A 13,973-nucleotide genomic window follows, 5' to 3' on the forward strand; every position below is an offset into this window, starting at 1 on the left:
ATTTAATCCTTACAGTGCATTAAGTGGATATCGGGAAAATATGAAAAGCTCAGAGATTACTCTGAGCGTAATGTACTGATTAATATTCAACCTAAGGCTGAAGTACTACCTTAATACAATTATCTGTCTTGGTATCAAAAATCTCATATCCATGTGTTGCATTTTCTAATGGTATCCGATGGGTAATAATATCACTTAAATTAACTTTTCCAGATTCAATTAAATCATGAATATACGGCATATAATGGATTACAGGTGCTTGACCGGTTCTTATAGTGACATTACGCTGGAAAATGTCACCGAATGGGAAGGCATTATACCGTGAAGCATAAACCCCCGTTACTTGAATATTACCGCCTTTTCTTACCGCTTGACTTGCCATTACTAAGGCGCCCATTGATCCACCGTGGAGCTTAAGTCCTGTTGCGAGAAATTCTAAATCGGTCATTTTTCCGTCCATACCAACACAATCTATCACAACGTCTGCTCCACCTTTGGTTATTTCATGTAAATAGGAACCTACATTTTTATGATCTTCAAAATTAACGACTTCCACCTGGTTTGTACGTTTTGCATGTTCTAATCGATAGCCAACATAGTCTACTGCAATAACTCTTTTTGCCCCCTTTAACCAAGCAAATTTCTGGGCAAGTAGTCCAACTGGTCCACAACCAAGGATAATGACGGTATCTCCTTCTTTCATGCCGGAGTTATCGACACTCCAGTATGCCGTTGTACCAGCATCTGAAATTAGTACTAGATTATCATCATCTACCTCGCTGTCCTCAGGTATTTTAAAAGGGGTAAAATTACCATAAGGAACACGCATATACTCTGCTTGTCCACCAGGATAGCCTCCGGTTGTGCCAGAGTAACCGAAATAAGCCCCCATTTCTCCATTATCGTTAGCGTTATCACATTGACTTTCTAGTTGATGCTGGCAGAACCAACACTCACCACAGCTAACATTAAATGGAACGACTACGCGATCGCCTTTTTTAACTTTTGTTACGTCAGGCCCTATTTCCTCTACAATCCCCATCGGTTCATGACCAATAATATAATTTTCTTGGATATTCGGTATCATCCCATGAAGGAGATGTAAATCCGAACCGCAAATAGCGGTATTGGTTAACTTAATAATGATATCGTCTGATTTTTGAATACGCGGAGCATCAACATCTTTTACTATAACTTGATTTACGCCTTGAAACGTTACTGCTTTCATCTTTTAACTCCTTTTTTAGTTTGGTGGTGTTGGGAAGAGGCCTTTACGGTTATGATCCACAGGAAATAGATTTAAATTAGCGATATCTACGGCATTTTGAGCTGCAATCAAATCGATCTTCTTTTGTTCTTCTAATTCATATGGGAGAAACCATTTCTTTCTCATCATTAGGTCTACTACCTCTTTTTGGTAATCAATAGCAGCTTCCATTTGATTCTGGATTGTTGTTCTTACTTCTGGACTGGCTGTTTCTGTTATAGCGATGGAGTAATTACGTATTAACTCTTTTACGGTAATTAATAAATCTACTGCGATAGCAGAGTCGATTTTCTCCGGCATGCCAACGGAATTTATTGGATCTAAATAATCATTCATTTTACTCACCTCACTTACTCGGTTTTTCATAGGTATAAATTCGTTGTAATTCTTTCATATCCACAATCGACATCTCGACATTTTTTTGTAGTAGGGCTCTAAGCTCCTCATCAAATACTACTCCTTGTATTAGCTTTGATTTTAATAACGCAATGGTTTTTACATTTAATAGTTCATGAGTATCCATTGTCTCATGAAAGGCCAGCTGTTCTTTTTTCACTAAAGAACCCCCTTCGTTATTCATATAGGATAATTTTCCCTTGGGCATTAATGTTATGCACCTATTAAATGTAGAATAACAATCCATAAAGTGCACAATCTATTATAAAAATAGAAGGAGTGAGGATATGGAACATAAAATGGCACTCCATGAGCGATTGGAGTTACAGGAAGTTTTATCATTTAAGAATTTGTGTTTAACGAAAGCGGCTATTATGCAAGGGTTGGTTGGATGTGAAGAATTAAAAGGTATTTTGGTGATAGATGCTGAAAAGGGGAAGGCGCATGTGGAACAATTAACAAACTTATTACAAAGTAGGGAAGTGGTATCATGACAAATATGCTTCAAAAAGTGGCTGGTATGGCTGGAATGACAGATCAAGTTATTGCAACAGACTTCTTAATTACTACAAAAACCGCAGTTAGAAATTTAACGTTTGCCTTAACAGAGTCTGTCACTCCGGATGTAAGAAGTATATTACGAGAGCAACTGCGATATGCGATTGACGCTCATGAGAAGATTAGTCACTATATGATGGAAAAAGGGTATTATCACCCTAGTAATTTAGATAAGCAATTAGAGGTAGAGTTAAAAGCGTCGAAAGCAGCTAGTAAGCTTGCTAAATAAACGATACCTAATATTAACAATATATTAAATAGTGAGGATGGATGATAAATGAAACATGTCAAAGCATTACTAATCAAATTTATTGCTTCTTTTGTTCTACTTTATATTATACTAGGTGTCATGTATACCATGACATTTGGGGAGGTATTCCTGTTATCGTTAGTTTTAGGGGTAGTGGCATATCTTATCGGGGATCTATTCATCTTACCTAGAACGAACAATCTGGTTGCTACTGTAGCGGATTTCATATTAGCATGGCCAATTATTTATTGGTTTGTAGATGGTATGACAGCTGCTGATAACCCGTTTACTGCTTCACTAATTGCCGCATTAGGAGTAGGGGTATTCGAAGTATTCTTCCACCGCTACTTAGCTAACCAGGTGTTACCAGACCAAGAACCAAACGATGGAAACCGAACTAGAAACCTACGCTATCAAACCGAATACGCTGAAGAAATCAGTGAGGATAGACGGAGGGATAAATAGTATAGATATACGTTTGACAAAGTACTCTCGATGAAGTAAAAATAAGCTCCGAAAGTTAAACGTTAAATTAAACAAGGGGCTGGCTTACTGAGCTATAAAGTTTGGGGTATTTTAACCATCCCTTGCAAGAAAAGACACTGCGGTTACGAGCAGTGTCTTTTCTGTACTGGCGGAAATAGAAGTATTTTCCGGGTTAGCTTCTGTGTACTTAACATGCACTAGAGCATAAGCGTTTTGCTAATTCTTCTTATTTCCACCAATTATCTGCAATGGTAACGGCAGGGTTTCGCTTATGTCTTGTTTTCAAAAATAATTCTTCAATTCTATTTTTACTTTTTTCTGCAACTTCTTTTCCTTCAAGATAATCATCAATCTCATCATAGGTTACGCCTAATGCAACCTCATCTGGTAATGCTGGTTTATCATCCTCTAAATCAGCTGTAGGTTTTTTCGTATATAAATGATCCGGGCATCCTAGTTCTTTTAATAGCAGCTTACCTTGACGCTTATTCAATCCATACAATGGAATTAAGTCACAAGCTCCATCACCATGCTTTGTGAAAAATCCAGTAACTGCCTCACTAGCATGATCGGTACCAAGTACTAGACAGTTATGGCTACCGCCAATGCTATATTGAACCTTCATTCTTTCTCTTGCTTTTTCGTTTCCTTTTAAGAAGTCACTAATGGAAATACCAGCTTCGTTTAGTGATGCAACACTAGCATCTACTGCTTTTTGGATATTAACAGTAAGTACTTTCGAAGGTTTAACAAAATTAACGGCATCCTGGCAATCATCTTCATCAAATTGCTTGCCATACGGTAGACGAACACCAATAAACTGATAGCGGTCTTCTCCAGCTTCTTCGTTCAGCTCATTAATCGCATTTTGGGCTAATTTAGAGGCCAACGTAGAATCTTGTCCGCCCGACATCCCAAGTACATATCCGTTAGCAAAGCTATTCTTCACCAAATATTCCTTTAGAAAATCAACACGTCGTCTAATCTCTTCCTTCGGGTCGATAGTTGGTTTAACGCCTAGCTCTGTAATAATGGTTTCTTGTAGTGTACTCATTTGCTTCCCCTCTTTCGGTATAATTTATGCTCCTGAATATAATTATAACAGCTTGTCGGCAATAAATACCGTGGTTCACCACCACGCGAAAACTCTTCTCGAATATAAGTGGAGCTAATCTCCATGGATAAGCCTTTATCTAGTAATTGGAATCTACCGTCATCATAATTGCGAAGTAGCGGTGACTGGGCAATGGTTGCTAACATATCGATATTGTCTCTTGCCATGATGATAAATTGATTGGACTGGATGAGTTCTTCATCCATCATCCATTTACCAGCTGCGATATCGACCAATAGATCAGCACCCATAATAAAGAATATTTCCGCATTAGGTAGAATTTCCTTGAAATGCTCCATCGTATAGTATGTGTAGGTTTTGCCGGCAGGAGCTGTGAACTCATACGTATCTAATAGAAACTTTGGATTATCTTTAATCGCTAATTGAACCATGGTGGAACGGTGTTTGTCCTCGGTCTGTAATTGTTTATCCCTTCGCTTCCGGGACGAAGGAAGAAAGATGATGAAGTCTAACTTTTTTCGATGTGCAACGGTTGAAGCTGTCCACAAGTGTACATTGGTAATCGGATCAAAGGATGAGCCATATATTCCAACCTTAACTCCTTGTTGAAATAATCTTGCTATATCTTTCTCTGGGTTTAATCTTTGGTAGTACTCCTGGACCTCCGTTGTCACTTATGTCAACTCCCTGATTTTATTTCGCGTACTTTCAATCTTTTTCATTTTAGTTTCCCAAGTTTTCGTACTTAAGTCAACTGGATACTCTTCTGGGTTAATGGTTCGTTTATACTCTTCCCATAATAGTTCTAACTGTTTCGATGCATAGGCCTGAATCTCTGGTAAGCTAGGAGCTTCGTAGACTAATTCCCCATTTTGGAAAATATCATGATGTAGGTTAACCGCTTTAAAGTCGGTTACAAATTTACTAATATAGGTGTGTATCGGATGGAACATTTTAATCTTTTCCGCTTGATTAGGGTCTTCATCCTCTAATGTAATGTAATCTCCTTCAGAGTGATGATTGTTTGTGTTAATGATTCGATACACTTTTTTCATCCCAGGGGTTGTGACTTTTTCAGGGTTGGCCGATATTTTAATCGTATCCTCCATTTCCCCGTTCTCATTTTCAATCGCAACGAGTTTATAGACAGCTCCTAATGCCGGTTGATCGTAAGCGGTAATTAATTTAGTTCCTACTCCATAGACATCTATTTTGGCTCCTTGGGCTTGCAGGCTAGAAATGGTCGATTCATCCAAATCACTAGATGCATAAATTTTTGTATCTTTAAAGCCGGCTTCGTCTAATAGCTGTCTAGCTTTTTTGGATAAATACGCTAAGTCTCCACTATCAAGGCGAATACCGAGGAAATTGATTTTATCCCCGAACTCCTTTGCTACCCGAATAGCATTAGGAACACCAGATTTTAACGTGTCGTACGTATCCACTAGAAAGACGCAATCCTTATGTCTTTCAGCATACTTGTGAAATGCGGTATACTCATCCTGATATGCTTGAACCATGGAGTGGGCATGGGTACCTTTAATAGGAATACCGAATAGCTTACCAGCCCTTACATTGCTGGTGGCATCAAATCCACCGATATAAGCAGCACGCGTGCCCCATAATGCAGCATCGAGCTCTTGGGCTCTTCTAGTTCCAAACTCCATTAAGGTTTGGCCATTGGCTACATGCTTAATCCGGGAAGCCTTAGTAGCAATTAACGTTTGGTAATTCACAATATTTAATAGAGCTGTCTCAAGAAGCTGAGCTTCAGCAAGGCTTGCTTCTACCCGAATCAATGGTTCATTACAGAATACTACTTCTCCTTCTTGCATCGCCTTTATCGTCCCTCGAAAACGAAGGTCCTTTAAATAGGTCAAGAAATCCTCTTGATAACCAATTTCTCGTAAATAATCTAGGTCACTATCACTAAATTGAAAGTTCTGTACATAGTTGATAACCTTTTCTAATCCAGCAAAAATAGCATAACCATTACCAAATGGAAGCTTTCGAAAATATAAATCAAATACCGCACGGCGATCGTGGACATTGTCAGCCCAATAGGTTTCTGCCATGTTAATCTGGTATAAATCTGTATGAAGCATTAAACTATCATCAGTAAAATTCATCAGAATTCCCTCCTTGGGACAACCATCTGCCCCAGTCGCATTATTAGATAACCGTTGCATTTAGGCAGCCTGTAAAATGCTCGAGTGCCCACTTGTGACCTGTTTGGTTAAAGCTAGCCACTCCTTTCTCATGGATGACAATGGAATACCCTTTTCCATAGGCATCTACTGCAGTGTGGAGTACGCAAATATCGGTACAGACACCAACGATATGAACCTCTGTAATGCCTCGCTCGCGTAGTAATAAATCTAAATTCGTTCCGACAAATGCGGAGTACCTCATTTTATCCATCCAGTGTACATGTGGCTTGGTTTTATGTTCTTCAAATACTTGATGAAGCGCACCATAAAGCTCTCTTCCTTTTGTACCAGCAATATTGTGGGGCGGGTATAGGTTTGTTTCCGGGTGGTATGGATCTTGTTCATGGTGCATATCAATTGCAAAGATGACCTCATCCCCATTATCTATAAACTTCTTCGTTACCTCGGTAATATACGTTTCCAATTCCTGACCAGGCTTTCCACAAGTTAACGCGCCATCATCTGCAATAAAATCATAGGTGTAATCGACATTAATTAAAGCTTTCTTTGACATATTGAACACCTCTCCTTTGAATTAGTAATGCCAAAATTACAAATTACAAGCGTTACATCTTATTCATAAATAGATTTGATAACTTCAACATCATTAAATCGATACAGTTGTGATGGGCGATAGGAATTTCTCTCGGTCTTTTTTAAGTTTCCCTTCTCATCATAAACCTTTTCGATGAAAGGCAGTTTAGGGACCTTGGCGAAAAACACCGATTTTGTCGTTATTCTAGGATGATTAGATACGGTCATTAAGACACTTTGTAGCTCAGATAATGTAAATTCCTCCGGGAGAAAGTTCCTCGCAACCTTCGTCTCGATCAAATCCCGTTCAATAAACGCTAAGGCATCGGTGATAATATCGCGGTGATCGAAGGCTAAGTCCAATTGAAAAACTTCATCAATAGTAAACAATTGTACTGCTTGAGCGTCATCGGAAGCTTTTCGGCTGGCCAATTGTTTCTCAGGTACGATGGCATAATGTGCATTGGCGATAATCCAGCCCCGTTTATCTCTGCCAAATTGATCATAAACACCAAAGTGCTTTAAGAATATCCCTTGAATACCGGTTTCCTCGACTAGTTCCCTCTCGGCAGCTTGTAAGGCCGTCTCTTGTTTATTCCCATCGATGAATCCCCCAGGAAGCGCCCATTTCCCACCTTCAATATTTGGCTTTCCTTCTGCATTGTAGTCAGAACGTTTAATTAGCATAATCTTGAGTTGTTTGTTCACGGTTTTTTTCGTGTTCTTCGTTCCATCATCTTCGGTGGTGATGGTAAATACGGCAATATCACTAGTATAGCCATCTGGTGTCATGTATTTACTGGAATCATATTGTTCCAGTGCTTTATCTTGATTATAGCTTCCCATCTTTTCACCTCAATAACACAAACGGGTAATTTGTAATTCCTTAATTACTATTAATTATAACTTAGATGGTATGAAAGTCAAGGCCAAGTAAACAAAGCAGCATGTATTTCAGAAAGGTCGTTTTCTGGAATACATGCTACATATCTGCCTCTATATGATATTGCGCCTACAATGGGGATGGTGGAGTTCCATGAATGTGTGGAGGAGCAGGCTGTAAAAAAGGTATTTGACCCATTGCCCGTGGCTCACTAATATATTCAAATTCTGCTTGCCCATCCATGCTTTTTCCGGAAGCCCACCGACCTTGCCTGCTTTCTTCTCCTTCAGAGAAGTTCATAAAGGAATAAGACACTTCTTGTTTTTCATATTGTTGATTAAAGGTGGCTGGGACAATTGGTTTTTGTTTCTGCTCTAATTCTTCAATCGCAGCCATCCACTGATTTTGATGCATCGTATCACGTGCGATTAAAAAAGATAGCATATCTCGTACACCTTTGTCATCTGTCATTTCGTAAAGGCGAACCACTTGCAAACGCCCCTGTGATTCCGCATTTAAATTCGCTCGAAAGTCAGCAAGAAGATTCCCACTTGCGATAGTATAGCGGGAGGTCCAAGGATAACCTTCACTATCGTCCGGTCTTGCTCCAAGGCCGGAAACAATAGCGTGCTGTGGGTTCATTCCTCCCATTACAGCACCTATGATTGGATCTTTAGCCGCGTTTTCCTGATCCTCTACAGGGGCATTATCCAATAATTGGGCAATCATCGTTGCTAGCATTTCCACATGTGCTATTTCCTCAGTTCCAATGTCTAAAAGCATATCACGATATTTTTGTTCCCCCCTACAATTCCAGCCCTGGAACAAATACTGCATCATGACGGATATTTCGCCAAATTGTCCCCCTAAAACCTCCTGTAGCTTCTTGGCATAGACAGGATCTGGACGGTCCGGCTTGGCGTTATATTGCAGTTCTTTAATATGATAGAACATTTCAATCACTCCCTAGATATATGTATAGGATTAGTATGTTCTTTTTCAAAAGGGATATTCTCTAAACTTCCTGTACAAATAATGATTGGAAAATAATTTATAAAAAATATGGGAGACATACTATATTTGCCCAGTTCTTTCATAGAATGGTTAAGAATAAATAGCATTTGAGAAAGGGTTGGTTTGATGTTTTACCACATCAAAGAGATGCAATACAATGCAAAACCAAGCTGTCCAGATCCCCAATATGCCAAGAAACTTCAAGAAATACTTGGAGGACAATTCGGCGAGATTTCGGTTATGATGCAATACTTATTCCAAGGGTGGAATTGCCGTGGAGAGGAAAAATATAGAGATATGCTTTTCGATATTGGAACAGAAGAGATGGCCCATGTGGAAATGTTAGCAACAATGATTGCTAGATTACTTGATGGCGCCCCTGTTTCAGCACAAGAAGAAGCAGCTAAAGACCCAATCCTAGAAGCGGCAATGGGAGGAATGAACCCACAGCATATTATTGTGTCAGGTCTCGGGGCAACACCAACCGACAGTGTTGGTTATCCTTGGAACTCCCGTTATACCATAGCAAGTGGAAATTTACTTGCCGATTTTCGTGCCAACTTGAATGCAGAATCACAAGGGCGACTCCAAGCGGTACGTTTATACGAACTTGCAGATGATCCAGGCGTGAAAGATATGCTTTCCTTCCTCATCGCTCGCGATACGATGCACCAAAACCAATGGTTAGCTGCAATCGCAGAATTAGAAGCACAGGATGGAAAAGTAGTTCCGGTTACCTTCCCACGCAACCTGGAGAAACGAGAATTCGCCTACAAATTTATGAACTTCTCAAGAGGAGAAGCAAGCAAATTTGGGCGTTGGGCTAGCGGCCCAAGTATGGACGGCTGCAGCACCTTCCAATACGTCGCACAACCAGAACCTCACGGTGGCTTAGTAGGCCAGCAATTAGCCCCACTATCCATCCACGACACAGTCCCAGGACCAAAGCCAAATATTTGCTAGCGAAGAAATGCACTCGCAACCTTAAGTGGTGCGAGTGTATTTTTTTTGTGTGGGAGGTTTGAGAAATCGCGCGAGAATGTCGAGAGTTCGCGCGAGGGGTCCGGGAAATCGCGCGGGGAGTCCAAGAAACGCGCGGCAATCCCGAGAAACGCGCGCGAAGTCCAAGAAATCGCGCGGGAACCGCAGAGTCTCGCGAAAAAGGCAGGAGGCCGCGCGGAAAAGCCAAGAGCGCGCGAGAAGTGGGGGAAATCGCGCGGCAATCCCGAGAGTTCGCGCGAGAAGTGGGGGAAATCGCGCGAGAATCCCGAGAAACGCGCGGGAAGTCCAAGAAATCGCGCGAGAACCGCAGAGTCGCGCGAAAAAGCCAAAAGCCCGCGCGAAATTCCCGAGACTCCGCGCGAAAAACCCAAGAATCCGCGCAAATCCGAGAACCCCCGCGCGACTTTGATCCCAAGCTTCTCACATTATCTCCCCCCCTTTAAAATACTTCATCTAATAAATCAAGCTCTATAAGATGAGCATTCCACTACGTCCAATTCATACTCAAATTCTCTTCCCATTAACAATTAAATTAATAAAGACTTAACATTTATTCTGAAACAAATTTTTCCACTATTCTTGTATAATAGAATTAATTACATAAGAGAGTTGGGGAGAACAGATGAAACAAGTTGTACGTGAAAGAAAATTAGAGGGTAGCTTTAATTTCCGTGAACTAGGTGGCTATGAAACGATGGATGGACGTCACGTTAAGTCGGGGAAGCTTTATCGTTCAGGGAATTTAAGTGCTGTAACAGAAGCTGGTATAGAGGTATTAAAGGAATTAGAAATTAGCGCCATTTTGGATTTGCGTGATGAGGACGAAATTAATAAGTATCCAGATCCAGACATTGCTGGTGTAACGTGGAATCATGTCCCGTTGATTAATGATGACAAGGTAGTAAGACAGCCGGGGGATCTTTCTCAATTTGAAAATAAGTTGCTTAACAGTAAGCCTGGGGAAATGCTAGTTAATTTGAACCGCCAGTTAGTATCCAATACTACTGGACTTCGCCAAGTCATCCAACTATTACTAGATAATCGTGGAAAACCGATCCTGTTCCATTGCATGGCTGGGAAAGATAGAACAGGAGTAGTAGCCGCGACAATCTTAAGCTTACTAGGCGTTCCTCGTGAAATAATCATAGAAGACTACTTATTGACAAATAAGGCACAGAGTGAAATTGAAGCAGGATTCGAAGCGATCGGTCATACTATGCCAGACGTTATCGATAAAGAAACAGTTAAAGCTATATTTGAAGCAAGGTTGGAATATATCCAAGAATTCTTTAAAGAAATAGAAGTACAGTATGGAACGGTAGATTCCTACCTAGTAAACGGCATTGGATTAAAAGAAGAAGAAATAGCGTTATTAAGAGATTTTTATTTAGAATAAGAAATAAAAGACAAGTTCCTTCCTACTATATATGGAGAATCAATACAAGAAGAATAGTAATTTACATGGTCACTAAACTGGCGAATAGCCCTTTCTATTCTATTACCAACTGCACCTACCTTGCCACCATCTAGCAAAAACAGGTGCAGTTTTTCAATACTTCGAAGCTGTTTTTGGAATATTATGTTAGTATTAAAGTAATATAGAGGTAGGGAATGCGCTATATACATTAATTGCAATCTTCCTTTGTGCAGGGAGCTACCTTCTTCTGTTATTAGGTATTAAGTAACGACTTGGTAGTACGCATTTCGAATAAAGTTCTCAGAAAAAATAACTCATTTAGGTGTTGAAATTATGATTGGAATAATGCTTCGGGGCATGGCGGTAGGGATTACAGAAACAGTCCCTGGAATAAGCGGTAGTACGGTCGCTATGATTTTGGGAATATATGAGCGTCTAATTTATTCGTTAAGCATGTTAACAACGAATCGAAGAAAAGAGGTATTACCTTTTCTCGTTATGTTCGGCGTTGGGATGGTTATCGGATTTGCCTTTTCTATCATTCTGCTTAACTACTTATTAAAAACCCATCGTACACCGACGCTTCTATTTTTTGGTGGAGTTATTGTAGGATTTTTACCTTATCTTTGGAAAGAAACACTCCAACACCACAAGACTAAGCTTAAAGCAAAGCATTACATAATCATTCTCTTCTTTCTTGGCATGGTGGTATGCGGGCAATTATTAGGGGAGATGACCAACATCGATTTGAATCATCTGACGTTTGTTGATTACATATTCTTTGTCCTTGTAGGTTTTATTGCTAGTACTGCTCTTGTACTCCCAGGAATAAGTGGTGCGTTAATTCTCACTATATTTGGCGTATATGAAATTGCAACAGACTCCCTATTCTCGCTAAATATGCCAGTGATCTTAACAATTGGTTCAGGTATCGTGTTAGGGGTACTACTGACGAGTAAACTCATTCGCTATTTATTAACACATTACAAAGTCGAAACCTATGCAGCAATGATTGGACTAGTAAGTGGTTCGATTTACGCTATTATAATGAATCTGGATGGTGTAGTGGATCGGTCAACCATCATACTATCTGTGATAACTTTTCTTGCGGGTGTCGCCTTGTTAAATCTATTGCAGAAAACCCAGCATTAAAAGGCGTACAACCTGGTAAAATTTATGAAATACTGAAAAAGACGCCTGAAATCCTGAAAGGTAGCGCTCAAATCCTGAAACACCCCCTCCAAATCCTGAAGAATATGTCAACTAGACGTTTTTGTACAAAAATATGCCACAACATGGTCTCTCTTTACTTGGCGAGTCGCAAAATATCAACTTGGCATTAGGAAGGGTGCTTTGACCATTAATCCATAAAAATAAACTAATCCCATCACCAATTAATTGTGATGGGGTTAGTTTACTTCGCTTAGTACCAATTGAGGTAGCCGTCTCTATTTCATTAAACTATGTCGTTTTCCATAAGCAAAATAAATGATTATACCAATCAAGAACCAAATTGCTGAAGCAACTAGCGTTTGATTTGATAGCTGCATCATTAAAAAGATGCACAGCACAAAGGATAAAATCGGAATCACCGGAAATAATGGAACCTTAAAGCCGCCGGTTGGGATAGTGTTATTTCTACGTAGGAATAACACCCCTATGGATACAATAGTAAAGGCTAACAACGTACCTAAATTCGCCATCTCCGCCAGCTTAGATAATGGAATAAATCCTGCACAAAATGCTACTAAAATAGCAAAAATCCACGTGCTAAAAACCGGCGTGTTGCGGGCGTTTAGTTTACTCATGCTTCTTGGTAATAGCTGATCACGCCCAAGTGCAAATAGAAGCCTTGTCCCACCGTAGAGCAGTACAAGAATAACGGTAATCATCCCCGCTATAGCCCCTAGTGAAACAAACCCAGCTACCCAATTTTGATTCACCATTCCCATTGCAAAACTAACTGGGTCACTAACATTCAACTCGGTATAAGATACCATGCCAGTCAACACGAGTGATACCGCAATATATAATCCTGTACAAACAAGTAAGGAGCCGATAATTCCGATTGGCATGTTCTTCTGCGGATTTTTCACTTCTTCAGCAGCTGCTGATACCGCATCAAAGCCAAGGTAGGCAAAGAATACTAATGCAGCACCAGAAAAGACACCATTCCAGCCATACGGCATAAACGGCTGCCAGTTCTCCGGACGAACGTAGAAAAATCCAACTACAATAAATAGTAAAATGACGAACACTTTGACAAATACCATTATTTTATTTAAACGAGCAGATTCCTTCATGCCATAGGTTAACAAGAAAGCCAAGGCTAGCACGATGATAATGGCAGGCAAATTAACATAAGTACCCTCCTGTGGCTGGAAAGGTCCAGTCAATGCTTGAGGAATCGTAATATGGAATCCCTCTAATAAGGAAACAAAGTATGCAGACCATCCAGTTGCAACAGAAGCTCCCGCAAGACCATATTCCAGTACAAGTGCCCAGGCTACAATCCAAGCAACAATCTCACCAAATACAGTATAGCTATACGTGTAGGCACTTCCTGTAACTGGTACAGAGGAAGCGAACTCTGAATAACACATCGCCGCAAAGGAGCACACAATAGCGGCAATAATAAAGGAATAAATAATAGCAGGACCAGAATGCAACGCAGCCACCGTACCAGGCAATATAAAAATACCAGTACCTATAATAGCCCCGACACCTAGCATGATTAAATCAAATCCACCTAATGTCCGCTTTAATTGAACGTCTTTTTTCTCTAGTAGATCATGGATGTTTTTCTTTCTAAGCCTATTCATATTAAAACCTCTTTTTCCGTTAGTAATGAACAAAATAATAACTTATATTGTATTACATA

General features: G+C 40.0%; 16 protein-coding genes. 6 read left to right on the forward strand and 10 right to left on the reverse strand.

The genetic code is table 11. The features are described from left to right. Positions 1 to 91: 91 nt before the first annotated feature. From KGF86_RS01595 to KGF86_RS01605, 3 genes are read right to left on the reverse strand one after another with little or no spacing between them, the layout of a single operon-like run. Complete coding sequence (locus tag KGF86_RS01595) at positions 92 to 1,228, reverse strand: zinc-dependent alcohol dehydrogenase (protein WP_211740950.1); 1,137 nt, start codon at positions 1,226 to 1,228, stop codon at positions 92 to 94. 15 nt (positions 1,229 to 1,243) lie between these two features. Continuing rightward, positions 1,244 to 1,603: a spore coat protein gene (locus KGF86_RS01600; RefSeq protein ID WP_211740951.1), complete on the reverse strand. Its 360-nt coding sequence runs from the start codon at positions 1,601 to 1,603 to the stop codon at positions 1,244 to 1,246. A gap of 10 nt (positions 1,604 to 1,613) precedes the next feature. After that, positions 1,614 to 1,823, reverse strand: coding sequence for a spore coat protein (locus KGF86_RS01605; RefSeq protein WP_211740952.1), 210 nt, complete (start codon positions 1,821 to 1,823; stop codon positions 1,614 to 1,616). A 127-nt stretch (positions 1,824 to 1,950) separates the two neighbouring features. On the opposite strand from KGF86_RS01605, the gene KGF86_RS01610 reads away from it, so the two are divergent. Genes KGF86_RS01610 through KGF86_RS01620 form a run of 3 tightly spaced genes read left to right on the forward strand, consistent with a single transcriptional unit; the run spans position 1,951 to position 2,936 of the window. Next, a complete protein-coding gene (locus tag KGF86_RS01610; RefSeq protein WP_211740953.1) occupies positions 1,951 to 2,157 on the forward strand; it encodes a hypothetical protein in 207 nt (68 codons plus the stop codon). After that, on the forward strand, positions 2,154 to 2,450 hold the full coding sequence (locus KGF86_RS01615; protein WP_211740954.1) for a spore coat protein: 297 nt from the start codon (positions 2,154 to 2,156) through the stop codon (positions 2,448 to 2,450). Before KGF86_RS01610 ends, KGF86_RS01615 begins: the two co-directional genes overlap by 4 nt. Positions 2,451 to 2,498: 48 nt before the next feature. Further along, positions 2,499 to 2,936 (forward strand): YndM family protein, encoded by a 438-nt coding sequence (locus KGF86_RS01620; RefSeq protein WP_186868039.1) that lies wholly within the window; start codon positions 2,499 to 2,501, stop codon positions 2,934 to 2,936. A 247-nt stretch (positions 2,937 to 3,183) separates the two neighbouring features. On the opposite strand, the gene nadE is transcribed toward KGF86_RS01620, so the two are convergent. The 6 genes from nadE to KGF86_RS01650 form a co-directional block, all read right to left on the reverse strand. After that, on the reverse strand, positions 3,184 to 4,011 hold the full coding sequence (gene nadE, locus KGF86_RS01625) for an ammonia-dependent NAD(+) synthetase (protein WP_186868040.1): 828 nt from the start codon (positions 4,009 to 4,011) through the stop codon (positions 3,184 to 3,186). Continuing rightward, on the reverse strand, positions 4,008 to 4,655 hold the full coding sequence (gene nadD / locus KGF86_RS01630; protein WP_425516469.1) for a nicotinate (nicotinamide) nucleotide adenylyltransferase: 648 nt from the start codon (positions 4,653 to 4,655) through the stop codon (positions 4,008 to 4,010). Before nadD ends, nadE begins: the two co-directional genes overlap by 4 nt. Positions 4,656 to 4,706: 51 nt before the next feature. Then, positions 4,707 to 6,161, reverse strand: a complete 1,455-nt coding sequence (locus KGF86_RS01635) for a nicotinate phosphoribosyltransferase (RefSeq protein WP_211740956.1) — start codon at positions 6,159 to 6,161, stop codon at positions 4,707 to 4,709. A gap of 43 nt (positions 6,162 to 6,204) precedes the next feature. Continuing rightward, complete coding sequence (locus KGF86_RS01640; RefSeq protein ID WP_211740957.1) at positions 6,205 to 6,756, reverse strand: cysteine hydrolase family protein; 552 nt, start codon at positions 6,754 to 6,756, stop codon at positions 6,205 to 6,207. A gap of 59 nt (positions 6,757 to 6,815) precedes the next feature. After that, a complete protein-coding gene (locus tag KGF86_RS01645; RefSeq protein ID WP_211740958.1) occupies positions 6,816 to 7,622 on the reverse strand; it encodes an NUDIX domain-containing protein in 807 nt (268 codons plus the stop codon). A gap of 166 nt (positions 7,623 to 7,788) precedes the next feature. Next, positions 7,789 to 8,613, reverse strand: coding sequence for a manganese catalase (locus tag KGF86_RS01650; RefSeq protein WP_186868045.1), 825 nt, complete (start codon positions 8,611 to 8,613; stop codon positions 7,789 to 7,791). 186 nt (positions 8,614 to 8,799) lie between these two features. On the opposite strand from KGF86_RS01650, the gene KGF86_RS01655 reads away from it, so the two are divergent. The 3 genes from KGF86_RS01655 (at position 8,800) to KGF86_RS01665 (ending at position 12,244) form a co-directional block, all read left to right on the forward strand. Next, positions 8,800 to 9,636, forward strand: coding sequence for a manganese catalase (locus KGF86_RS01655; protein ID WP_186868046.1), 837 nt, complete (start codon positions 8,800 to 8,802; stop codon positions 9,634 to 9,636). A 661-nt stretch (positions 9,637 to 10,297) separates the two neighbouring features. Next, positions 10,298 to 11,071 (forward strand): tyrosine-protein phosphatase, encoded by a 774-nt coding sequence (locus tag KGF86_RS01660; RefSeq protein WP_186868047.1) that lies wholly within the window; start codon positions 10,298 to 10,300, stop codon positions 11,069 to 11,071. Positions 11,072 to 11,425: 354 nt separating this feature from the next. Continuing rightward, the gene (locus KGF86_RS01665; protein WP_211740959.1) at positions 11,426 to 12,244 is read left to right on the forward strand and encodes a DUF368 domain-containing protein; all 819 of its coding nucleotides are present in this window, start codon (positions 11,426 to 11,428) and stop codon (positions 12,242 to 12,244) included. 296 nt (positions 12,245 to 12,540) lie between these two features. Here the strand turns inward: KGF86_RS01665 and KGF86_RS01670 are convergent, their stop codons facing one another. Then, positions 12,541 to 13,914 (reverse strand): amino acid permease, encoded by a 1,374-nt coding sequence (locus tag KGF86_RS01670; protein ID WP_211740960.1) that lies wholly within the window; start codon positions 13,912 to 13,914, stop codon positions 12,541 to 12,543. Positions 13,915 to 13,973: the final 59 nt, after the last annotated feature.

This window comes from Ornithinibacillus massiliensis (assembly GCF_018310345.1).
In the GTDB taxonomy this organism is placed as follows: domain Bacteria; phylum Bacillota; class Bacilli; order Bacillales; family Amphibacillaceae; genus Ornithinibacillus; species Ornithinibacillus massiliensis.

Coding starts and splice junctions, on each gene's coding strand:
- KGF86_RS01595 (WP_211740950.1), bottom strand. CDS start 1,228: ATGAAAGCAGTAACGTTTCAAGGCGTAAATCAAGTTATAGTAAAAGAT.
- KGF86_RS01600 (WP_211740951.1), bottom strand. CDS start 1,603: ATGAATGATTATTTAGATCCAATAAATTCCGTTGGCATGCCGGAGAAA.
- KGF86_RS01610 (WP_211740953.1), top strand. CDS start 1,951: ATGGAACATAAAATGGCACTCCATGAGCGATTGGAGTTACAGGAAGTT.
- KGF86_RS01615 (WP_211740954.1), top strand. CDS start 2,154: ATGACAAATATGCTTCAAAAAGTGGCTGGTATGGCTGGAATGACAGAT.
- KGF86_RS01620 (WP_186868039.1), top strand. CDS start 2,499: ATGAAACATGTCAAAGCATTACTAATCAAATTTATTGCTTCTTTTGTT.
- nadE (WP_186868040.1), bottom strand. CDS start 4,011: ATGAGTACACTACAAGAAACCATTATTACAGAGCTAGGCGTTAAACCA.
- KGF86_RS01635 (WP_211740956.1), bottom strand. CDS start 6,161: ATGAATTTTACTGATGATAGTTTAATGCTTCATACAGATTTATACCAG.
- KGF86_RS01640 (WP_211740957.1), bottom strand. CDS start 6,756: ATGTCAAAGAAAGCTTTAATTAATGTCGATTACACCTATGATTTTATT.
- KGF86_RS01645 (WP_211740958.1), bottom strand. CDS start 7,622: ATGGGAAGCTATAATCAAGATAAAGCACTGGAACAATATGATTCCAGT.
- KGF86_RS01650 (WP_186868045.1), bottom strand. CDS start 8,613: ATGTTCTATCATATTAAAGAACTGCAATATAACGCCAAGCCGGACCGT.
- KGF86_RS01655 (WP_186868046.1), top strand. CDS start 8,800: ATGTTTTACCACATCAAAGAGATGCAATACAATGCAAAACCAAGCTGT.
- KGF86_RS01660 (WP_186868047.1), top strand. CDS start 10,298: ATGAAACAAGTTGTACGTGAAAGAAAATTAGAGGGTAGCTTTAATTTC.
- KGF86_RS01665 (WP_211740959.1), top strand. CDS start 11,426: ATGATTGGAATAATGCTTCGGGGCATGGCGGTAGGGATTACAGAAACA.
- KGF86_RS01670 (WP_211740960.1), bottom strand. CDS start 13,914: ATGAATAGGCTTAGAAAGAAAAACATCCATGATCTACTAGAGAAAAAA.